This window comes from Rhizobium sp. C1, from assembly GCF_021026335.1.
Classification (GTDB): Bacteria; Pseudomonadota; Alphaproteobacteria; order Rhizobiales; family Rhizobiaceae; genus Ensifer_A.
This window is the reverse complement of sequence record NZ_JAJNCY010000001.1, coordinates 365,438-385,860: the sequence shown is the minus strand read 5'-3', so window position 1 is coordinate 385,860 and position 20,423 is coordinate 365,438. Positions and strand designations below refer to the sequence as shown.

General features: G+C 60.5%; 26 protein-coding genes. 10 read left to right on the top strand and 16 right to left on the bottom strand.

The window, feature by feature from the left end:
* Positions 1–111: 111 nt before the first annotated feature.
* Positions 112–618: a GNAT family N-acetyltransferase gene (locus LQK83_RS01935; protein ID WP_330166253.1), complete on the top strand. Its 507-nt coding sequence runs from the start codon at positions 112–114 to the stop codon at positions 616–618.
* A gap of 182 nt (positions 619–800) precedes the next feature.
* Here the strand turns inward: LQK83_RS01935 and LQK83_RS01930 are convergent, their stop codons facing one another.
* From LQK83_RS01930 to LQK83_RS01910, 5 genes are all read right to left on the bottom strand, one after another.
* Entirely contained in the window at positions 801–1,715 is a 915-nt protein-coding gene (locus tag LQK83_RS01930) for a c-type cytochrome (protein WP_230835606.1), read from the bottom strand.
* An 82-nt stretch (positions 1,716–1,797) separates the two neighbouring features.
* Positions 1,798–2,235, bottom strand: a complete 438-nt coding sequence (locus LQK83_RS01925; protein WP_230835605.1) for a c-type cytochrome — start codon at positions 2,233–2,235, stop codon at positions 1,798–1,800.
* Between the two features lie 295 nt (positions 2,236–2,530).
* Entirely contained in the window at positions 2,531–3,133 is a 603-nt protein-coding gene (locus LQK83_RS01920) for a superoxide dismutase (RefSeq protein WP_230835604.1), read from the bottom strand.
* Between the two features lie 177 nt (positions 3,134–3,310).
* Positions 3,311–3,697: a type II toxin-antitoxin system VapC family toxin gene (locus tag LQK83_RS01915; RefSeq protein WP_230835603.1), complete on the bottom strand. Its 387-nt coding sequence runs from the start codon at positions 3,695–3,697 to the stop codon at positions 3,311–3,313.
* On the bottom strand, positions 3,694–3,933 hold the full coding sequence (locus tag LQK83_RS01910; RefSeq protein ID WP_230835602.1) for a type II toxin-antitoxin system Phd/YefM family antitoxin: 240 nt from the start codon (positions 3,931–3,933) through the stop codon (positions 3,694–3,696). Before LQK83_RS01910 ends, LQK83_RS01915 begins: the two co-directional genes overlap by 4 nt.
* 241 nt (positions 3,934–4,174) lie before the next feature.
* Here LQK83_RS01910 and LQK83_RS01905 point away from each other — a divergent pair, with 241 nt between their 5' ends.
* Entirely contained in the window at positions 4,175–5,170 is a 996-nt protein-coding gene (locus LQK83_RS01905) for a sensor domain-containing diguanylate cyclase (protein ID WP_230835601.1), read from the top strand.
* Here the strand turns inward: LQK83_RS01905 and LQK83_RS01900 are convergent.
* Positions 5,124–5,996 (bottom strand): branched-chain amino acid aminotransferase, encoded by an 873-nt coding sequence (locus LQK83_RS01900; RefSeq protein ID WP_230835600.1) that lies wholly within the window; start codon positions 5,994–5,996, stop codon positions 5,124–5,126. The two genes, LQK83_RS01905 and LQK83_RS01900, sit on opposite strands and share 47 nt — an antisense overlap.
* 169 nt (positions 5,997–6,165) lie before the next feature.
* Between LQK83_RS01900 and LQK83_RS01895 the strand changes: the two genes are divergently transcribed.
* Both LQK83_RS01895 and tam read left to right on the top strand, forming a co-directional pair.
* Positions 6,166–6,819, top strand: coding sequence for a haloacid dehalogenase type II (locus LQK83_RS01895; RefSeq protein WP_230835599.1), 654 nt, complete (start codon positions 6,166–6,168; stop codon positions 6,817–6,819).
* Between the two features lie 5 nt (positions 6,820–6,824).
* Positions 6,825–7,598: a trans-aconitate 2-methyltransferase gene (gene tam, locus LQK83_RS01890; protein ID WP_230835598.1), complete on the top strand. Its 774-nt coding sequence runs from the start codon at positions 6,825–6,827 to the stop codon at positions 7,596–7,598.
* A gap of 205 nt (positions 7,599–7,803) precedes the next feature.
* Here tam and LQK83_RS01885 read toward each other — a convergent pair whose 3' ends face one another.
* Positions 7,804–8,172 carry a hypothetical protein gene (locus LQK83_RS01885; RefSeq protein WP_230835597.1) on the bottom strand — a complete coding sequence of 123 codons (369 nt, stop codon included), beginning with the start codon at positions 8,170–8,172 and terminating at the stop codon, positions 7,804–7,806.
* 182 nt (positions 8,173–8,354) lie between these two features.
* Between LQK83_RS01885 and LQK83_RS01880 the strand changes: the two genes are divergently transcribed.
* A complete protein-coding gene (locus tag LQK83_RS01880) occupies positions 8,355–9,911 on the top strand; it encodes a helicase HerA-like C-terminal domain-containing protein (protein WP_230836252.1) in 1,557 nt (518 codons plus the stop codon).
* Positions 9,912–10,059: 148 nt separating this feature from the next.
* Here LQK83_RS01880 and LQK83_RS01875 read toward each other — a convergent pair whose 3' ends face one another.
* A complete protein-coding gene (locus tag LQK83_RS01875; RefSeq protein WP_230835596.1) occupies positions 10,060–10,851 on the bottom strand; it encodes a VOC family protein in 792 nt (263 codons plus the stop codon).
* 67 nt (positions 10,852–10,918) lie between these two features.
* On the opposite strand from LQK83_RS01875, the gene LQK83_RS01870 reads away from it, so the two are divergent.
* Positions 10,919–11,374: a MarR family winged helix-turn-helix transcriptional regulator gene (locus tag LQK83_RS01870; protein ID WP_230835595.1), complete on the top strand. Its 456-nt coding sequence runs from the start codon at positions 10,919–10,921 to the stop codon at positions 11,372–11,374.
* A gap of 110 nt (positions 11,375–11,484) precedes the next feature.
* On the opposite strand, the gene LQK83_RS01865 is transcribed toward LQK83_RS01870, so the two are convergent.
* Positions 11,485–11,904, bottom strand: a complete 420-nt coding sequence (locus tag LQK83_RS01865; RefSeq protein ID WP_230835594.1) for an organic hydroperoxide resistance protein — start codon at positions 11,902–11,904, stop codon at positions 11,485–11,487.
* A gap of 128 nt (positions 11,905–12,032) precedes the next feature.
* Here LQK83_RS01865 and LQK83_RS01860 point away from each other — a divergent pair, with 128 nt between their 5' ends.
* Positions 12,033–12,497 carry a MarR family winged helix-turn-helix transcriptional regulator gene (locus LQK83_RS01860; RefSeq protein WP_230835593.1) on the top strand — a complete coding sequence of 155 codons (465 nt, stop codon included), beginning with the start codon at positions 12,033–12,035 and terminating at the stop codon, positions 12,495–12,497.
* Positions 12,498–12,508: 11 nt separating this feature from the next.
* On the opposite strand, the gene LQK83_RS01855 is transcribed toward LQK83_RS01860, so the two are convergent.
* The 4 genes from LQK83_RS01855 to LQK83_RS01840 all read right to left on the bottom strand — a co-directional run bounded on the left by LQK83_RS01855 (position 12,509) and on the right by LQK83_RS01840 (position 14,971).
* The gene (locus LQK83_RS01855; protein WP_230835592.1) at positions 12,509–12,817 is read right to left on the bottom strand and encodes a DUF982 domain-containing protein; all 309 of its coding nucleotides are present in this window, start codon (positions 12,815–12,817) and stop codon (positions 12,509–12,511) included.
* A gap of 189 nt (positions 12,818–13,006) precedes the next feature.
* Positions 13,007–14,002 (bottom strand): L,D-transpeptidase, encoded by a 996-nt coding sequence (locus LQK83_RS01850; protein ID WP_230835591.1) that lies wholly within the window; start codon positions 14,000–14,002, stop codon positions 13,007–13,009.
* A gap of 70 nt (positions 14,003–14,072) precedes the next feature.
* Entirely contained in the window at positions 14,073–14,267 is a 195-nt protein-coding gene (locus LQK83_RS01845) for a hypothetical protein (protein WP_230835590.1), read from the bottom strand.
* Between the two features lie 125 nt (positions 14,268–14,392).
* Positions 14,393–14,971, bottom strand: a complete 579-nt coding sequence (locus tag LQK83_RS01840) for a TMEM175 family protein (protein ID WP_230835589.1) — start codon at positions 14,969–14,971, stop codon at positions 14,393–14,395.
* Positions 14,972–15,108: 137 nt separating this feature from the next.
* Here LQK83_RS01840 and LQK83_RS01835 point away from each other — a divergent pair, with 137 nt between their 5' ends.
* Positions 15,109–15,609, top strand: coding sequence for a CreA family protein (locus LQK83_RS01835; RefSeq protein WP_442966680.1), 501 nt, complete (start codon positions 15,109–15,111; stop codon positions 15,607–15,609).
* A 111-nt stretch (positions 15,610–15,720) separates the two neighbouring features.
* Here LQK83_RS01835 and LQK83_RS01830 read toward each other — a convergent pair whose 3' ends face one another.
* Together LQK83_RS01830 and LQK83_RS01825 are read right to left on the bottom strand one after the other, a co-directional pair.
* Positions 15,721–16,185 (bottom strand): chemotaxis protein CheW, encoded by a 465-nt coding sequence (locus tag LQK83_RS01830; RefSeq protein ID WP_230835588.1) that lies wholly within the window; start codon positions 16,183–16,185, stop codon positions 15,721–15,723.
* A gap of 1 nt (position 16,186) precedes the next feature.
* Complete coding sequence (locus LQK83_RS01825) at positions 16,187–18,244, bottom strand: methyl-accepting chemotaxis protein (protein ID WP_230835587.1); 2,058 nt, start codon at positions 18,242–18,244, stop codon at positions 16,187–16,189.
* Positions 18,245–18,461: 217 nt separating this feature from the next.
* On the opposite strand from LQK83_RS01825, the gene LQK83_RS01820 reads away from it, so the two are divergent.
* Together LQK83_RS01820 and LQK83_RS01815 are read left to right on the top strand one after the other, a co-directional pair.
* The gene (locus LQK83_RS01820; protein ID WP_230835586.1) at positions 18,462–19,061 is read left to right on the top strand and encodes an SCO family protein; all 600 of its coding nucleotides are present in this window, start codon (positions 18,462–18,464) and stop codon (positions 19,059–19,061) included.
* 44 nt (positions 19,062–19,105) lie between these two features.
* A complete protein-coding gene (locus LQK83_RS01815; protein WP_230835585.1) occupies positions 19,106–19,990 on the top strand; it encodes a 50S ribosomal protein L11 methyltransferase in 885 nt (294 codons plus the stop codon).
* Between the two features lie 268 nt (positions 19,991–20,258).
* On the opposite strand, the gene LQK83_RS01810 is transcribed toward LQK83_RS01815, so the two are convergent.
* Entirely contained in the window at positions 20,259–20,411 is a 153-nt protein-coding gene (locus tag LQK83_RS01810) for a hypothetical protein (protein WP_230835584.1), read from the bottom strand.
* Positions 20,412–20,423: the final 12 nt, after the last annotated feature.

The window sequence follows — 20,423 nt, the reverse complement described above, 5'->3', positions numbered from 1 at the left end:
GGGGCTACCGTTAACCGGCGGCCGCGATCGATCATATCGACAAGAGGCCGCCTTCGGGGCGGCCTTGTTGTTTTCAGCGGCTCTTCCGAAGGCAAAATGAGGAAGAAGGCAATGCTGAACTTGGAACAGACCATCGCAACAGAAGAAACACCCACGGCGCCGGAAGCCGCGCGTGTCAGCGTACGCCGTGCGCAGAAGGCGGATCTCTTCGCACTCGCCGCCATGATCGAGGCGCTCGCCGCCCATCACGGCGACAAGACGACGAACAGCGCCACCAAGCTTGATCGGGATCTCTTCGGCGACCAGCCCTTCGCGACCGCCTTCGTCGCTGAAACGGGCGGGGAACTGATCGGCTATGCCCTCCTCTATCCCGTCTACCGCGCCACCGAAGGGGAACGCGGCATGGAACTGCACCACCTCTTCGTCAAGGACGGCCATCGCAGCGAAGGCATTGGCCGCCATCTGATCGATCGCGCCAAGGCGCATGCCCGCACACTCGGCTGCGACTTTCTTTCGCTGGGTGCCGCGACCGGCAATTTCGCCGCCTACAAGTACTACCAGGGCCTCGACTTCAAGGCCTATCCCGCCACCGGAATGCGCTTCCGCGCAGGTCTTTGAGCAATTCCAGCGAAAGTGGAAACCGGTTTCGCGTGCGGAATTGCGCAGGAACAAATAGATTGAAACGCTTATCAGAAGGCCATGGCACCGGTTCCCTGCCCGATGCTCTGGCCAAAAAAGATTGCCCGCGCAGACCTCCGTGCGGGCAATTTTCTTGATAATCAAATAATCATATAATGGAATTACCTCGCCGGAATGGCCTTCAGATAGGCAGCGATCGCCGCGCGATCCTCCTTCGACAGATGCGCCATGTTCTGCTGCACGGCGACCATCGAGCCGCCGACGCTGTCGAATTCCGGCGTGAAGCCCGTCTCCAGGTAATTGGCGATATCGCCCGCACTCCAGCGACCGATATCCTTGGAGCCCGGCGTGATATCGGGGATCGTCCCCTTGCCTTCCGGGTTCGGCCCGCCGGCGAGCCAGTCGGCCACCTTCAGCCCACCGAGGATGTCGCGGGGCGTATGGCATTCGCCGCAATGTCCCGGGCCTTCAACCAGATACTGACCGCGCTTGACCTCCGGCGACGCATTCGCCAGTTCCACGCGCGGCTTGTCGTTGAGGTAAAGCAGCTTCCAGCCGCCCAGCGTGAAGCGCATGTTGAAGGGAAAGGCGAGATCGTGCGGCGGGGCGACATTGTCGCTCTTCGGCAGTGTCTTCATATAGGCGAAGAGATCGCGCAGGTCCGTGTCGCTCATTCGTGAATAGGACGCATAAGGGAAGGAGGGATAAAGGTGCCGTCCCTCATCATCCACGCCGCGCTTCATGGCTGACGCGAATTGCGTGAGCGTCCAGTGCCCGAGCCCTGCCTTCTCGTCCGGCGAGATGTTCGGCGGGTAGAATGTGCCGAAGGGCGTCGGCAGCGGTGCGCCGCCTGAAAGCACCAGTTTGGCATCCCCCTCCGCACCCTTGGCCGCATGGCAGCTCTCGCAGCCACCAGCCCAGAAGATTGTCTCGCCATTCGTAACGTCGGCCGGGCCGAGGTTGGCAAATTCGCTCTCCGGAAGCGGCTGCGGTCGGGTGATCCAGAAGAATGCCCCCGCTCCGACGATACCGATACCAATCAGCGACAGGACGGATTTGGTCAGTGTCGAAGCCATGGGTTGCTCTCCTTAAGCTCTGCCTTAAACGAAAAAAGGGCGCTCCCCATGACAGGAAGCGCCCGAAACGCGCCGAAGCGACTTACTTCTTCAGACGGAAATCCTGGTGGCAGGCAGAGCAGACCTTGCCGATCTCGCCAAGCGCAGCGCCCACAGCCTTCTGGTCAGCCGGCGGAGCAGCAATCAGCTTCTCCGTTACCATGGCCAGTTCATCGGCATGGCCCTTGAAGCCCGCCATGTTTTCCCAGATCTTCGGGCTCGCATGACCATCTTCGTCCGGCTTGCCGGCCGGGAAGAGCGTCGGGAATTCCTTGATCGTCGTGTTGATGGTGGTGAGCGCGGTCTTCACCACAGCGGCGTCATAGGGCTTGTCGCCCTTGGCAATGCCGGCGAGCTGCGCCGTTGCGCCGCCGATCTTCTTCATGTCCGCTTCGCGCTTGTCGCCAAGCTCGCTGGCGGCAAACACGGCCGAAGCGGCGGTCAGACAGATAAGGCTGGCGGCGATTGTTCTCTTGATCATCAGGACTCTCCATTGTTCCCCCCGGCGGGGCTGACCGGTAACGTTTAAAAGACTATCCCGGCATCATCACGTCAAAATCACAATCCGGTGAAATTCGGGCCTGAAAACCAGAATTTTCCGTTCCAGATCCATTGTATAAAGCTAAAACAAAGACTTACCGCAGAATTCACCAAGATCGCGAAAAAGTGAACACTGTGGTCACGATCGTTTGCAACAAGCGGCACAAAACTGTCGGAAAAACACGAAAAAGCCCGCCGCGCAGCGCGCAGCGGGCTCTGAGGAAGCGGGAAAAGCCTTACTTTGCAGCGGCTTCGTACATTTCCAGGACGTAGTCCCAGTTGATCAGGCTGTCGACGAAGGCTTCGAGATACTTCGGACGCGCGTTGCGGTAATCGATGTAATAGGAGTGTTCCCAGACGTCGACACCGAGAATCGGCGATGCGCCGTGAACGAGCGGGTTCTCGCCGTTCGGGGTCTTGGAAATCTCGAGCTTGCCGTTCTTGACGGAGAGCCAGGCCCAACCGGAACCGAACTGCGTCGTGCCAGCCGCAATGAAGTCGGCGCGGAACTTGTCGTAGCCGCCGAGGTCGCTGTCGATCGCTGCCTGCAGCTTGCCCGGAAGCGACTTGCCGCCGCCATCCTTCTTCATCCACTTCCAGAAGTGGATGTGGTTGTAGTGCTGAGCCGCGTTGTTGAAGAGACCGGCATTGGTGCCGAAGGACTTCTTGACGACTTCTTCGACCGACAGATCCGCCATGCCAGCTTCTTCAGCCAGCTTGTTACCGTTGGTCACATAGGCCTGATGGTGCTTGTCGTGGTGATATTCAAGCGTTTCCTTCGACATGAAGGGCACGAGCGCTTCGTAGTCATACGGAAGGGCGGGAAGTTCGAAAGCCATCTTGGTCTCTCCTTGGTGTCCATTACGGGGATTGAAGCGGATGCAGTGGAACATAGGTGTGTGACAGTTGCGAGGCAACCGCAACAGCCGGAAAATTTGACGCTTTTTCTCTCTTGATCTTCTCCGCGTGCGGCGACAGGCGGGCCAGGATAAAATGCCAAACGGCAGGGAGCGGCGCTAGATCGGCAAGATGCCCGCCTTTTGCGCGATCAGCCCCGGCTTCGCCGTCATCAACAGCAGCCCCTCATAACGCGCCTGCGCCAGAAGAAGCCGCGCGAAGGAATCGACCGGCAGATCCTCGAAATCGCCAACCGCCATCGCATGTTCCGAGCGAAGCGGCACCTCGCGATAGCCCGCGTCGAGCAATCCGCGCCGCAGCATGCGCACATCCACAGGCGGCCCGTCGAAACTCGAGGCACCACGCAGCCCGATCTCCCAGATGCTGGCGGCGCTGAAATAGAGATCATTGCCATCGTCCAGGATCAGACGGCGCGCCGGCTCGTCAAGCTCGACACTGTCGGCCGCCACCCACAAAAGCACGGGCGTATCGAGCAGGATCTTCAAAAGAAGCCCCCAAGAACCCCGTCGAATTCGGTGGGCTTCGACACGTCGAACATATCACCGCCCCTGATGTGGCCCTTGAGAAATCCGATCCGCCCGGCCGAAGGCTCAGCCTCTATGGGCACGATCCGCGCGACCGGTTTGCCGGCCCGCGCCAGAATGACAGTCTCGCCGCCCTCCACTTCCTCGATCAGCCGCGACAGATGCGTCTTGGCTGCGTGCACATTGACCTGGCGCATCAATCCCCCGCGCGAAAAACTAAGTCTGCTTAGGCTAGGCGAGCATCGGAACAGTTTCAAGCCATTCTCCAACGATCCGCCCGGGGATTTCAGCGCAAGGCAAGCCCCCGCTGAGACGCCCGGCGGTAAACATTTGGAAGTCAATCGCATGTTAAATTAAGATATCGCGATATAAAGCCCGGCATGCTTGGACGGCGGCCCAGGTGCTGCCGGACAAGAGTCGCTGAACCGAGGGACTGGAATGCCGCAATCGCTCAGATCTGACTGGAACCGGGACGAGGCGTTCAACCGGATCACAACCCTGATGCGGGACATCTTCGATGTAGACATCGCTGCTGTCTCGCTGATCGAAGGCGGTCGTCAGAAATTCAAGTCGATCCAGGGCCTTGAACTGACAGAAATTCCACTCGAAGACAGCTTCTGCAGGGCCACCTGGCGAGAAGGCAGGCCGGTGATCATCCCCGATGCCGAAAAAAATGACGAATTCGAAGACCATCTCCTGGTCACGAAGGATCCTCATCTGCGGGCTTACGCCGGCGCGCTGTTGCGCACATCCGAGGGCGAGGCAATCGGCACACTCTGCGCCATTCACCGGCAGCCTCGCGAATTTACAGAACGCGATCTGCGCATGCTGGAAAACCTTGCACAAATGGCGGCCAGCGAGTTTGAGCTGCGCGAATTCGCCTATCGCGATACCCTGACCGGAGCCCTTTCGCGCCGGCAGTTTCTCAAGAAATTCGAACAGTTGTGCCGCATTGCCGAGAAGAAGCAGCTGCAGGTGTCGGTGATCATGCTCGATGTCGATCACTTCAAATCGGTCAACGACCGCTTTGGCCACGCCGCCGGGGACGAGGTCCTGCGCGCGATCGTTGCCGCCTGCAAGGCGAATCTGCGCGATTTTGACCTGCTGGGCCGGCTCGGCGGAGAGGAATTCGCCATCGCTCTTGAAGGATCAAGCCAGAAAAGCCTGATGATCGCCGAAAGACTGCGGCGAGTCGTCTCCCGGCTGCACTTCAAGTTCGATGACACACCGGTTCAGGTGACATCAAGCTTCGGCGTCGCGGCTGTCCTGCCGGAAGACGAGAACATTCACGCGGCCATTCTGCGGGCAGACAAGGCTCTTTACCACGCAAAATCCGAAGGACGAGATCGCGTCGTCATCAGTCGGGACCTGGGTGGTGAGCATCGTCTCACCTCTTCGCCCAATCCATGTACAGATCATAGGCTCGCGCCGTGACCGGACCCTTCTGATAGCTGCGCCCGTCAAGCTGGATGACCGGCTGTACCTTGGAATAATTACCCGACATGAAGACCTCGTCCGCCTTCATGAAATCATCGACCGACAGCGTCGTCTCGCGCACCTCTACGCCGGCGGCGCGGAGCAATTTCATGACGCGGGAGCGGGTGATGCCGGCGAGGAACGTGTGGTTCTCGGCCGGTGTGAAGGCCACGCCGTCCTTGACCATGAAGATGTTGGCCGAGCCGGTTTCGGCGACATTGCCCAGCATGTCGCGCACCAGCGCGTTGTCGAAGCCGCGCGAGCGGGCCTCCGAGAGGATGCGGCCATTGTTGGGATAAAGGCAGCCGGCCTTGGCATTCGTCGGCATGCATTCCATCGTCGGGCGGCGGAAGGGCGAGAGCGTGAGCTTCACCCCCGGCTGGTCCTTCGGCGGCATGGCGGCCTCGAAGATGACCAGCGCGAAACGGGTCGATTCCGGATCGACCGCCACGAGCCCGGCGGAGCCGGACTCGCCCCAATACATCGGCTTGATGTAGAGCGGGCTTGTGCCATCGAAGCGGGCAATCCCCTCCCGCGCCAACGCCTCGATCTCCTGCGGCGTCTTGGTGGGCTTCAGCCCGAGCGCGAGCGCCGAACGATTGATCCGCTGGCAATGCAGACCGAGATCCGGCGCCACGCCATCGAACCAGCGCGCGCCATCAAACACCGAGGAGCCGAGCCACATGGCATGGGTCGAGGGACCGGCAACCGGCGGATTGCCCGGCAGCCATTCGCCGTCGATATAGTTCCAGGTGGTGATCTTCGTGTCCGCGCTGCCGTGCATGGCCGCCTCCTTCTTGTTCTTCATGCGGGCAATGAAGGCTCATTTGTCGCTGACGTCAACCCAAGGAAAATCGGTGATATATTGACGCGAACGTCAATCTGCCTCATTTTGCGCCGCACAATGGGGAACCGCCAAGCATTTGCGGCGGCTAATAAAAACCGGACGGGACATGTCATACGCAGCCTATGTTTTCGATGCCTACGGCACGCTTTTCGACGTTCATGCGGCCGTGCGCCGCTACGCCGGCGACGTGGGCCCGGACGGGCAGCTTTTCTCCGATGTGTGGCGCGCCAAACAGCTCGAATATTCCTGGGTGCGCGCGCTGATGGGCGGCTATCAGGATTTCTGGGCGCTGACCGAACAGGCGCTGGACTACGCCTTCTGGCGTGTGCCGAGCGTCAACAAAGCCTTGCGCGACAGGCTGCTGCAGGCCTATTGGAAGCTCGACTGTTATCCGGAAGTGCCCGCCACGCTGAGAATGCTGAAAGCCGGCGGCGCACGCATCGCGATCCTTTCGAATGGCTCGCCGGCCATGCTGGCCGCGGCGGTGAAGAACTCGGCTCTCGACACGATGATCGACGACATCTTCTCCGTCGACGAGATCCGCACCTTCAAGACCGCGCCGCAGGTCTATGACATGGTGACGACCAATTACCGGCTCTATCCGGATGCCGTCTCCTTCCAGTCGTCCAACCGCTGGGACGTGGCGGGCGCAACCAAATTCGGCTTCCGCACCGTCTGGATCAACCGCGCCAACGCGCCGGACGAATACAAGGACTACGGTCCCTCGCTCATTCTGCCCTCACTCAACGGATTGGAGTAACCCCCATGGCCTGGTCGCCGGCGCAGTATCTCAAGTTCGAAGACGAACGCACCCGCCCCGCCCGCGACCTTCTGGCCCAGGTGCCACTCGACGCGCCGACGCTTGCCATCGACATGGGCTGCGGACCGGGCAACTCGACGGAGCTGATCGCGGAGCGCTTCCCGGATACCCGTTTGGAAGGCATGGATAGCGACGTGAACATGCTGGAGGCGGCACGCAAGCGTCTGCCGGGCCTCACGTTCTCCCATGGCGGTCTCGAAACATGGCTGCCTGCGGAGAAGGCTGACCTCCTCTATGCCAATGCTGTGTTTCAGTGGGTGCCTGACCAGCTTGCCGTGCTGAAGCGGCTGGTCACAGAGGGCCTTAAACCCGGCGGCGTACTGGCAATCCAGATGCCGGACAATCTGAGCGAGCCGACCCATCGACTGATGGAAGAGACAGCGCTTTCCGGGCCTTGGGGCCATCGCTTTGTCGGCGGCAAGGGCAAGCGGCCTCTCCTGCCGAAGCCAGAAGAGTACATGAACAAGCTCAACCCGCTCTCAAGTCGCGTCGATCTCTGGCACACGATCTACTATCACCCGCTCGCCAATGCGGAAGCCATCGTTGAATGGGTGAAGGGAACAGGCCTGCGACCCTGGCTCGATCTGCTGGAGGAAAAGGACCGCCCGGCCTATCTGGAAGCCTATACAGAGGCGATCCGGAAGGCCTATCCGCCGCTCGATGACGGGCGCGTACTCTTGCGCTTCCCGCGACTTTTCATTGTCGCGACAAAGGCTTAATGAAATTCGATTATTTGAATCTTAGATTTTGGAGATTTCAGATAATCAAGATAAGTGATTATCTATTGAGTTCCTGAGCCTCTTGTCTCGGCTCCGAAACCTCTTCCCTCCAAATAGCAAGCCGGGGCAAAATTTCGGTTAACGGCCCACAACCGAAAAAGCCCGGCACGAGGCCGGGCTTCAACAATGGTCCTGGAAAAGCGGATCAGACGAACTGGCTGAGACCCGGCACCGAGGCGATCACGTCGTCAACAACCTGATCGCCGGCATATTGACGGGCGACCGACATGGTCTCCTTGGCGAGCGAGGTGATCTCGCCCATGCCGAGACCGGCGCTCATCAGCTGCTGACCAAGCGCCATGATGCCGCCGCCGAGCAGACCGCCGAGGAGACCGCCGCCGCCGTTCTGCGAGGCAGCCAGCTCTTCGGCGCCGGGAATCGCCGCGATCATGGCGGAAACGGCCTGATCGTCACCTTCCTTCTTAAGGAAGGAAAGCATGAGGCCGATCGCCTTTTCGGCGACAGCAGGCTCGAGACCGACAGCATCGGCAACCTTGGAAACCAGTTCGTTCATGAAGTTCTCCCGTAAAGTCAAAATTGACGTGAACGTCAACGTAATAGAAATCGCGGAGGATGACAAGAAGCCATCCGGCTCTTGTTGCCGCCATTGCGCCGTCACCATATAAAATCATGTCTACGATTCAATGAACATAGCCCTGCCCTCCATAGGGCTGGCTGAGGGAGCACCGCATGACGATGCAACAGGACGGCAAGATCTTCATCGGCACCAGCCGCAAACCGGACGACAGCATCAACAAGGGCGAATATCTCGAGCTGAAATACGGCAACCGCCATGGCCTCGTGACGGGCGCAACCGGGACCGGCAAGACGGTGACGCTGCAGATCCTGGCCGAAGGCTTCTCCAATGCCGGCGTGCCGGTCTTCTGCGCCGACGTGAAGGGCGACCTTTCCGGCATCGGTGGCAAGGGCGAGCCGAAGGACTTCCTCGAAAAGCGCGCCAAGGAAATCGGCCTCGACGATTTCGCATACAACAAGTTCCCCGTCATCTTCTGGGATCTCTTCGGCGAACGCGGACACCGCATGCGCGCCACTGTCACCGAAATGGGCCCCCTCCTCCTCGCCCGCATGATGGACGCCTCCGACGCGCAGGAAGGCGTGATCAACATCGCCTTCAAGCTCGCCGACGAACAGGGCCTGCCGCTTCTTGATCTCAAGGACTTCCAGGCGCTGCTCACCTACATGTCGCAGAACGCCAAGGAGATTTCAGCAAAATACGGCCTCGTCTCCCCCACCTCCGTCGGCGCGATCCAACGGCAATTGCTGATCCTCGAGCAGCAGGGCGCGACGAGCTTCTTCGGCGAACCGGCGCTGAAGATCTCCGACCTGATGCGCACGACCTATGACGGGCGCGGCTATATCTCGGTGCTCGCCGCGCAAAAGCTCATGCTCAGCCCGAAGCTCTATGCCACCTTCCTGCTCTGGCTGCTCTCGGAACTTTTCGAGGAACTGCCGGAAGTCGGCGATCCGGTAAAACCGAAGCTCGTCTTCTTCTTCGACGAGGCGCATCTGCTCTTCAAGGACGCACCAAAGGTGCTGCTGGAGCGCATCGAGCAGGTCGTCCGCCTCATCCGCTCCAAGGGCGTCGGCGTCTATTTCGTGACGCAGAATCCCGCCGACGTGCCGGACACCGTGCTTGCCCAGCTCGGCAACCGCATCCAGCATGCGCTGCGCGCCTATTCGCCCAACGAAGTAAAGGCCGTGAAGATCGCTGCCGACACGTTCAGGCCCAACCCGGATTTCAACGCCGCCGAAGTCATCTCCAATCTCGGGACCGGCGAGGCGCTGGTCTCGACGCTGGAGGCCAAGGGCACGCCCTCCGTCGTCCAGCGCACGCTGATCCGCCCGCCATCCTCGCTGCTCGGCCCCTTGAGCGACGATGGGCTCGCCGAGGTCCTGTCGCAGTCGCCGATCGACGAGACCAACGACACCGATCTCGATCGAGTCTCGGCCTATGAAATCCTGGCCGGCAAGGCACAGGCCGCAGAAGACAAGCAGCAACAGGGCCATCCCCCGCATCAGGAAGACATCCAGCCACCGGACGGACAGCCCGGCAGCAACCGCTGGACGCTTCCCGACCTCGGCTCGGTGCTCGGCGGCGGCGGCACGACCAAATCCGGCGGCCGCCAGCGCGAGACGGTGGTCGAAGCGGCGATGAAGTCAGCCGCGCGATCGGTCGCGAGTTCGCTCGGACGGGCACTGGTGCGCGGGATATTGGGCAGCTTGAAGAAGTAGCCGTCAGCCTACCTCCAAGAAAGTCCGGCGAGCCGGCCGACGGTCCTGGCAAGTCCGCGGCCCTCTCCCTCTTCTCCCCTTGGGAGAAGGTGGCGCATCGGCGCCCGCCCCCTTTGCGGCGGCGGGACGCTTCCGAACATGTCGATGATTACCGCTTGCCCGCCGTCAGCGCGAATTTCGCCCCTTGCGGATCGACCCCCTCGACAATCCACGCGTCGCCCGGCACGGGATGCGGCCCGTTGGTGATCTTGCCGCCGTGGGTCTTGACCCTTTCCACTGCCGCATCGATCGCATCCACGGTGATATAGAACTGCCAGAACGGCATCGGAACCTGCGACACCTTCCTCATCATGCCGCCAATGTCCCGCCCCTCGTTGGCGAAGACCTGATAGATGCCCATCTCGCCCATCGGCACCGCCATGGTTTTCGTCCAGCCGAACAGAGCCGAATAGAAGTCGAAAGCCACGTCGAGCTCGCCCGCGTTCAGCTCGTTCCAGCCGAAGGTGCCAGGAGAGCCGGGCTTCGGCATCTCGGGCATCGGCCCGTCGGGCATATTCGGCCTGAAGAGATAGAATGTCGCGCCATGCGGATCGGCGACCACGGAGAAGCGGCCGATGCCCGGGATGTCCGTCGGCCCCATGTGGACCATCCCGCCCCGCGTCGGGACCTCCGCCGTCTTGGCGTCAACGTCGTCGACATAGATATAGCCGATCCAGGCCGGACGTGCGCCGCCGGTCTGCATCTCGGGCGTCAGCGCCATCATGCCGGCCGTGCCCATCTCGAAGCCGGGAAGCTTGAACAGCGTATAGTCCATGCCGCCGGCGGTGGTGTTGTCCGCCTTCTCCGCATTCCAGCCGACCACCGCGCTGTAAAATTGTCCCGCCGCTGCGGTATCTGTGGTCATCAGCTCGTGCCAGATGAAATTTCCCTCGCCCGCCATGTCATCCTCCGCCATAGTGAAAATAAGATATTTGACTATAGGTTGATACCAACATATTATGACAGACATGTCAAACGCTTCTCCGGTCCCCTATCAGACGACCCTGCATGTTCGCGACCACTGCCTGTGCCTTCACACGCAACGGGCAGCCCGGGCACTGGCGCGCCGTTTCGACCGCGCCTTCCGCCATCTGGGGATCAATAACGGGCAATTTTCGCTGCTCATGTCGCTCAACAGGCCTGAGCCGCCAGCCATGTCACCGGTCGCAGACCTGCTGGCCATGGACCGCACCACGCTGACTGCCGTACTCAAACCCCTGACCCGGCGCGGGCTGGTCGAGATTGTCGCAGGTGAAAAGGACCGGCGCGAAAAGCGCCTCAAGCTGACGCCCGAGGGCCTTGCCCTTCTGGCCCAGGCAACCCCCATCTGGATCGCCGAGCACGCAGACGTCGAAACGAAACTGCCGCAGGGCGATGGGGATCGCCTGCGGCAGAATTTGCTGACAATCTCGAAAGAGATCTGAACGCTATAGCGCCTCAGCATTAAACGGAAAAACTTAAGCGCTATAGCCGTTTGTTTTTACGCAATTCCGGACGCGAAACCGGCGTCCACTTTCGCTCGAATTGCTCTAGATCAGACGAGCTTGGCCTCGACTTCCTTCGTCGTGCGCATGGCGTGGCTGTAGGGGCAGACCTGGTGTGCCTTGGCAACGAGGTCTTCAGCCTGTGCGCGGTCAAAGCCGGGGATCGAAACCGAAACGGCCGGATGGATTTCAAAACCGCCTTCACGCGGGCCGATGCCGACGCTGACCGAAACGCTGGTCTCTTCCGGCAGCTTCACCTTGGCCTGACCCGCAACGAAGCGCAGCGCGCCCATGAAGCAGGCGGCGTAACCGGCTGCGAAGAGCTGTTCCGGGTTGCTGCCGCGTGCGCCGTCGCCGCCCAGCCCCTTCGGAACCGTCAGGTTCAGGTCGATAACGCCGTCGTCAGACTTCGTGTGACCGTTACGGCCGCCGCCGGTTGCCGTTGCATTCGCAGTGTAAGCTACAGACATTTCGCTCTCCATACTTCGGGGGTTGCTGTTGATCTTTAGATAGCGCATAATTAGATTGTGCGCAATAGGATTTTGCAGGATTTTTCTCCGCCTGCTATCAATAGGCGGCGAACTTGGGGATCAAGGCGATGAAACCACAGGATAATGTTCTGAAACTCGAGCAGCAGCTCTGCTTTGCGATCTACTCGGCAGCGCATGCGTTCAATCGCGCCTACAAACCGCTTCTCGACGCGCTCGGCCTCACCTATCCGCAATATATCGTCATGATGGTTCTGTGGGAGCGCAACGGTCAGACGGTGAAGGAGATCGGGGCAAAGCTCGATCTCGATTCCGGCACCCTCTCGCCACTGCTCAAGCGCCTGGAAAAGCTCGGCATGATCACCCGCATGCGCGACGAGAACGACGAACGCCAGGTCGTCATCTCCCTGACCGAACACGGAAAGAGCGCTCGACGGCAGGCCCTCGACAAGATCGTTCCCGCCATCGGCCAACTTGTGGGCTGCGGCGTCGACGATCTGGATGAAATGCGCGACAGGGTCATTAAACTGAAAGCGGCGCTCGATGGCGCCGTCAGCCATGAGGGAGCGAGTTGAGCGCGCCAGGCTCAGCCTGACGCCTCCATACCAAGACGACCGGACAACTTGCCGGCCTCGTTCGACGAGGCTTTCATCTTGCGCGCCTTGCCGCCCTTTTGCAGCGCCTGCGGCACAAGAATACCGGACTCGACACAGGCAGACACGAAGGCCTTGCGGGCATCATCAACGGGCACCAGGCGCGCCAGTGCCGCGCTCAGGACGTCGATTGCTTTCTGGTGACGCTTGCCACGGGGAGAAGGCCATTCGTGCTGAAGGCAGTCGAGCGCATCATGAACGCAATCGAACTGGCGCGCCGCGCCATTCGCAAAACTCACCATCACCGGCGTTCTCCAACGCACAGAGACCAACATCATTCTCAACTCCTCGCATTCTCATTCAAGCACTCACTGCCGGACACAGAACGACGGCTTGCGCTGAATGTTCCCCCTCCATGATCGGAGAAGCGAAGATTTTAAGAAAATCGATTCGGCGTCTCCGATCTGGATCAATACGCCGATAGCCAAGCTCTACATCACCACGATGACAGCGCCGTCGCGCACCCTGTTATACAGGTCGACGACATCCTGATTATACATGCGGACACAGCCGGACGAGGCCTGTTTCCCGACAGATTGCCAGTCGGGTGTACCATGGACGCGGTAGAGCGTATCCTTGCCGTCCTTGTAGATGTAAAGCGCCCTCGCCCCGAGCGGATTTTCGGATCCGGCGATCATCCCGCCGCGCACCTTGATGTTGTTGATGTCCGTCGAGGCGTCCGCCATGCCCTCGGTCGGCGTCCAGCGCGGCCACTTCTGCTTGGTGCGGATCACGCCGCGCCCGGACCAGGCATAGCCCTGCCGGCCAAGGCCGACGCCATAGCGCAGCGCCTGCCCGTTCCCCTCGACAAGATAGAGAAAGCGCGAACGCGTATCGACGACCAGCGTACCCGGCTTCTCGCGCGTCGCATAGGCCACCTTCTGGCGCAGCAGGCCGGGATTGACGCGCTCGATCGGAATGGCCGGCAGCAAATGTCCGCCGTCCATCACGGACCCGTAGCGCGTCCATACATCCGGGTCGAGCCTTGCCACGCGCGTCTGCGCCTGCGGCGCGACAAGCGGACGTCCCAGCGAGGATTGCTGGCCCATGGAAGACGGCGCGGACGGGTAATAGCTTTGCCGGCCGCGAACCCGGGACGGATCGAGCTTCGTCGATGTCGGCGGTGCCTGATAACCCGGCTGCGGCGGCTGCGATCCCTGCGGCTGCAGCGCATAGGGCGTCTCCGTCGGCTGCATGAAGACGGGGAACGTCTGATCGCCGAAGCGCTCGGCATTCATCGAGCCGGTATCGGGGAAGAATGGCACTTTCGAGGGATTGCGGGCATCGCCCAGCAGCGGCCTGCCGTCGTCCAGATCAACCGGTCTTCCGTCCGCACCGACACAGGCCGAAAGCGAAAGCGCAACACCTGCGATCACGCCGAGTCTTGGCAGAGCGGCTTTCAGTCGCGCAGTCACAGGCACAGTCATGAGCGGTCTCCGGACATTCATCGTCGTCCGGCTTTATGCACCGCCCGGCTGGCGCGTGGCTTTCTTCTCGTTATGCGCTGCGGGTGAGCGCGAAAACATGCTTGCCGACGATCCAGGCGACCGGCAGCGCGATCACCGCGCCGGCCAACGCCGACAGCGCGATATCCGCCCGCCCGAAATGCCCCAGCGACAGCACTGCAGTGACGAACACCCCGGCAAGAACCGTTGCGACAAGAACATAAAGAATGGCGATCAGTCGAAACATCAAAGCACCCCTTTCCCTCTCAAAAACAAGGAAAAGGCTACGCCGCAGCACATTGTCCGCGTTGATTCATCTCAACTAAAATATGATTTTCTTAATGTATCTTGCCGACTGTCAAATCGAGTGGTTCACGAGGATGACAGCGCCCGTTCGAATCGCCTGTCCGGAATGAACCAGACCGCCGCGATCGTGATGTAGATTGCCACCGAAATGATCGGAGCGACAAAGGCCGCAGGGACTGCGACCACATAGGCAACAGCGGAGAAAATTCCTTTTGCGTCTCCGCCAAGCGCCTTTGCAAACTCGGAGTCCCGCCCGTGGATGGCAATGAGGCAATGCGTCAGAATATAATAGGCGATCGCCGCCATCAGCATGACAACGCCATAGACTGCCACGGGAAAGGTCGAGAAATGGGTCTCCCCCATCCACTCGGTCGTCACCGGAACCAGCGACAGCCAGAACAGCAGATGAAGGTTGGCCCAGAGCGCGCCGCCCGTCACATGCTTCACCGCATGGATCATGTGATGATGATTGTTCCAGTAGATCCCGATATGGACGAAGCTGAGGACATAGGCGAGAAACACCGGCCAGAGCGGCAGCAGATCCTTCCATGTCTCCCCATGCGGCACTTTCAGTTCCAGCACCATGATCGTGATGATGATGGCGATGACGCCATCGGAGAAGGCCTCCAGCCTGCCTTTTGTCATTTCATATCCCCCAAAACCCCGCAAACGACCGTAGCAGCACGGCTTTCGCGTGCAAGCCGGATTGAAAGGCAAGCCGGCGCTTTCTATGTCTGATGCGAAAGCGATGCAACATCGCGGGAAACGAGGAAGGATATTCCATGAAACGCATGGCACAATTTGCGGCAGCGGCCGCAGCAGCCGTTGTTCTGGCCGGCCCCGCCGCCAGGGCCGAGGTCGTCGGTCAGGTCGGCGTCGACTGGATGGGCAACGACATCATGATCGACGCGCTGACCGATCCCAAGGTCAAGGGCGTGACCTGCCATGTCACGTATTTCGACCGCTCCGTCGTGGACCGCCTGAAGAACGGCAAATGGTTCGAGGACCCGTCCAACAACTCCATCGCCTGTCGCCAGACCGGCCCGATCGAGATCGGCGATATCGATCTCGGCAAGGGCGGCGAGGAAGTCTTCAAGTCCGGCCTGTCGCTGATCTGGAAGAAGCTCGTCGTCAACCGCATCTACGACAAGCAGAACGATACACTGATCTATCTCGTCCATTCCCGCCAGATCGTCGACGGTTCGGCCAAGATGTCGATCTCGACCGTGCCGCTCTTTAACCAGAACGTCACCTGGGAGAAGGGCAAGCCCGCGGCAAAGTGAGACAAACAGCCTCCTCTCAACTCGCGAGGCCGCAATAGACGAACCCGCCCCCTGCGCGGCTTAAGGCGCGGGAGGCGGGCGATCAGTTCAACCGATCCTGCAGAGGACGACTTACGCCGCCATCGACAATTCGTCGGCAATGACGGTGTCGAGGTTGAGGAAGCAGACCATGTTCTTTTCGAGCGCGACGATGCCGCGGCAGAAGGCGCGCTGGGCTTCCGGGATGATTTCCGGAGCCGGCTGCAGATCTTCCGACTTGATCGACATCATGTCCGATACCTGCTCGACAAGAAGGCCGACCAGCTTGCCCTTGATGTCCGTGACGATGATGGCGGAGCGCTCAGACGGTTCCGTCATGGGCATGCCGAGACGGCAGGCCATGTCGATAACCGGGATCACGGCGCCGCGCAGGTTGATGAGGCCGAGAACGTAGCGCGGCGTATGCGGCATCGGTGTCACCGGCGCCCAGCCGCGGATTTCGCGGATGGCCATGATGTCGATGCAGAATTCCTGGTCTCCGAGATGGAAGGAGACGATTTCCAGATAGGCTCCGGACTGTTTGATGGCATTGGTCATATCAGAACTCTTCCCATTGATCGGTTGAAGGAGAAGCTTGCGTGCTGGCGCGCTGGCCAGAGGATTGCACGGGCGATTTCAGGCTGGTGGTAGAACCGCTGAAGGCATTTTCCAGACGCCCCATCAACTTCTGCGCGGGCGATGTGCGCGGCCGCTGGCCCGGCTGGGCGGGAGCGATGGCCGGCTTGAACCCGGTGGAAACGATGGGTGCGCGCGGCGGGATCGGTGTGTGGGCGTGAACCGCAGGCCGCTCGCCTTGCGCACGCGCAGACATTCCGAGCTTGGTGCGGAACTGCGAGATGACGTTTTCCAGCCGCGTCGTGTCTTCGTTGAGCGTCTGGCAGGCCGCATTGGTCTGCTCGACCATCGCGGCGTTCTGCTGCGTCACATGATCCATCTGACCGATGGAGGTGTTGATTTCGGCAAGGCCCGCGTTCTGCTCGCGTGCGGCATTGACGATCGAGATCATGTGCTCGTTGATCTTGACTACGTCAGCCCCGATGGCGCGCAGCGCCTGTCCCGTGGCGGTGACAAGCTCGGCGCCGGTCTGAACTTCCGCGCCGGAGCGGGCAACGAGCTGCTTGATGTCCTTGGCGGCACCGGCGGCGCGGTTGGCAAGTTCGCGCACTTCCTGTGCCACTACCGCGAAGCCCTTGCCTGCCTCCCCTGCACGGGCGGCTTCAACGCCGGCATTGAGCGCCAGAAGGTTGGTCTGGAAGGCGATCTCGTCGATGACGTTGATGATCTTGCCGATTTCGGCGGAGGCACTTTCGATGCGCTCCATGGCCTGCATCGCCTCGCGAACCACGGTCGTCGAGCGCTCGGCCTGCGCCTTGGTGCTCTCGACCATCGCGCCGGCCTCTTCGGCCTTGCTGGTGGAAGTCTGCATGGTGATCGTGATCTGCTCGAGCGCCGAGGAGGTCTCCTCGAGGGCGGCGGCCTGCTGTTCGGTGCGCTTGGCCAGGTCGTCGGCGGCGGTGCGGATCTGCACACTGCTGGAGTGGATCGACGAAGACTGATCCGTGATATTGCCGATCACGGCGCTCAGGCGGGCGACTGCAGCATTATAATCCTGGCGCAACCGCTCCAGATCGGCCCGGAAGGGATCGTCGATCTGCTGGGTCAGGTCGCCTTCGGCAAGACGGGCGAGACCGCCGGCCAGAATGGTGACGCAACGGCGGATTTCTTCTTCGTCACGCTGGCGCTCGGTCTCGTTTTCACTGCGCTCGCGGTCGACGCTGAGACGGGCCTCCTGGGCGGCGGCTTCCGCCCTCTCCTTCTCCACCGTCGCCTTGCGCAGGGTCTCCGCCACGCGGGCGATTTCGCCGATCTCGTCGGCACGCTGCGTGCCATCGACCGAGGTGGCGATGTCGCCCTTGGCGATACGGTTCATGCTGCGGCGAACGGCATTCAGTCCCAACATGATGTTGCGAGACTGCCAGGCCATGAGGCCACCGGCCACGAGAACGGCAATGGTGCCGATCAGGAACTGCAGAAGTGCGGATTTCTGCGCCTGCGACACGGCCACATCGACTTCATGCTGCTGGGCGTCGCTGGTCGCCTTTGCCACGATATCGAGAACGGCCTTGATGCGGCCGCCTGTCGTGTCGATCTCATCGTCTATCTTGTCAAATTCAGCTTCGGGCGCGCCACCGAGGACGAGAGCCGGCAACTTTTCGTTGGAAGACTTGACGACCTGGTCAATGTCGGCGCTGAGCGACGCAATATCGATATTCAGCCCGGCCGACTTGGCAAAGCTCTCGATCGTGGGGACACCATTCTTCAGAAACTTGGTATTCTCATCCAGCGTCGCCTTTCGCTCGGCCGAAATCGCCTTGCTGGCGCGATCGATGATCACGTCCATGGATGCCAGGCGGACTTCCTCATTGGCAAACCTGAGATCGTTGACCTTCTTGTCGATAACGTCGATCGTCTGTGAATTGGCCAGAGCAGCGGAAACGGAACTGCTGGAATACCAGCCGACAACAAGAAGAGAACCGATGCCAATGAAAGCCGTGACACCAGACACCCACAATCTCTGGCTTACTGAAAGTTTCATTTAGACACCCTTAATGATGAAGCCGCCCCAGGCTTTGATATAAGCTCGACACTGGCAAACAACTTTTAAAGATTTGCTAACTCAAACCGCGAGGCTTCCGGAACTCCGGCAAGGGTACGGCGCGCCAGAGGCGCTGTGACAACGTGGCTGTTTACCGCGGCGCGACGGCGCACTAAAACGACACATCAAGAAACTGAAAAGACGGGAGAGCCGCGGCATGAAACAGGCCAGCATCATCATCTGGATCGCGATCCTGATTCTCGCAGGCTTTCTGGGCTGGTTCACGCTGGATTACACGCGCGACAGGCAGCAGGTGTCCGATGCCCCCTATGGCGTCCCCTTCCATCTTATCGATCAAAACGGCAAGCCGATCACCGAAGTCGCATTCCGCGACAAGCCGACCGCACTCTTCTTCGGTTATACGCATTGCCCGGACGTGTGCCCAACCACCCTCTTCGAGATGGACGGCTGGCTTCAGAAGGTCGACCCGGACGGCACGAAGATGCATGCCTATTTCATCACAGTCGATCCCGAGCGCGACACGCCGCAGATCATGAACGAATATGTCTCGAATGTTTCGAAGCGGATCATCGGCATTTCCGGCGATCCGGCGAAGGTCGCCGAGGTTGTGAAGGGTTTCCGCATCTACGCCAAGAAAGTCCCCATCGATCCCAACAAGCCCGATGGCGACTACACAATGGATCACACCGCCTCCGTCTTCCTGCTCAACAACGGCGGCCGCTTCAAGGGTACGATCGCCTATGGAGAAGACGGCGATGTCGCGGTGAAAAAGCTGGAAAACCTTATCAAGGGCTAGTAGAGCCTACCCCCGATCACCACCCGCAACATTGGGGGAACGCCTTGAGCGAAGTCCGTCTCTACATCAACGCTGGCGAAAACGACTGCGCCATCATCCTGGACCGCCTCGGCGCGATCTTCGAAGACGGCGAATATGCCGTGACGACAATGGAGATCGACGAGGCGAACGATGTATGGGAAACCGCCGTCTACACGATGATGGGTGACGAAGACGGTGCCAGAACAGCCTTTGAACAGGCGCTGACGCCAGACTACGAGCATCTCGAAATCCAGCGGGAAGTGCTGCCCGACACCGACTGGGTGGCAAAATCGCTGGACGGCCTTCAGCCGGTCCGCGCCGGACGCTTCCTGGTCCATGGCTCGCATGACCGAAACCGCGTCATGCCCGGCGACGTGGCGATCGAAATCGATGCCGGCCAGGCCTTCGGGACCGGCCATCACGGCACGACCGCCGGTTGCCTCGAGATGCTCGACTGGGTGCTGCGCTCCCGCAAGGTCAAGAATGCGCTCGACCTCGGCACCGGCAGCGGTGTGCTGGCGATCGCCGCCCGCAAGATTCAGCCGATCCCCGTTCTGGCAACCGACATCGACCCGATCGCCACACGCGTGGCGCAAGAAAACGCCCGCAAGAACGGCGTCGGCGCAGGGCTGCGCTTCGAGACGGCCCCCGGCTTCCACCACGGCGCGTTTCGCCGCAACGGCCCCTTCGATCTGATCATCGCCAATATTCTGGCAAAGCCCCTGATGAAGATGGCGCCCGACCTCGTCCGTCACCTTGTGCCCGGCGGGACTGTGATTCTCTCCGGCATCCTGGCAAGCCAGCGGCTCAAGGTTCTCGCCGCCTATAACGGCCAGAAGCTCGCCCACCGCCGCACCATCTGGCGCAACGGCTGGGTCACGATCGTGCTCGAGCGCGGCGCGAAATAATAAAGCAATTCAAATGAGTTATGCGCCTTGAACATGCGCGGCGACCTCCGCCTCGGGGCCGTCGCTTCGTAAATTGCTGCGACGCACAAAAAACAGAACAAAAAAAGGGCGATGCCGGGAGGAGGTGGCATCGCCCTTGGATCAGCCAGGCTGATCGTGTCCCGGCATTGGGAGGAGGAGTTGCCGGGAACAAACCAGTTTCGACTTGAGGCAAGAGATCTTGGGAGGAGGAGCGATCTCTAAACCGCCGAAACGGGAACTTTATCTCTTAGAACGGCCCCTTCTTAAGCTCATCGCGGGATTTGCCGAGGGAATTCAGCGTCACGTCGTCCATGTTGGCAAGAACGCGAGACACATAGCGCTGCGCCTCACGCTCACGCGATGCAATAACGCTCTTCATCATCGTTCCCAGGATCGACATCTTCGTTTTCCT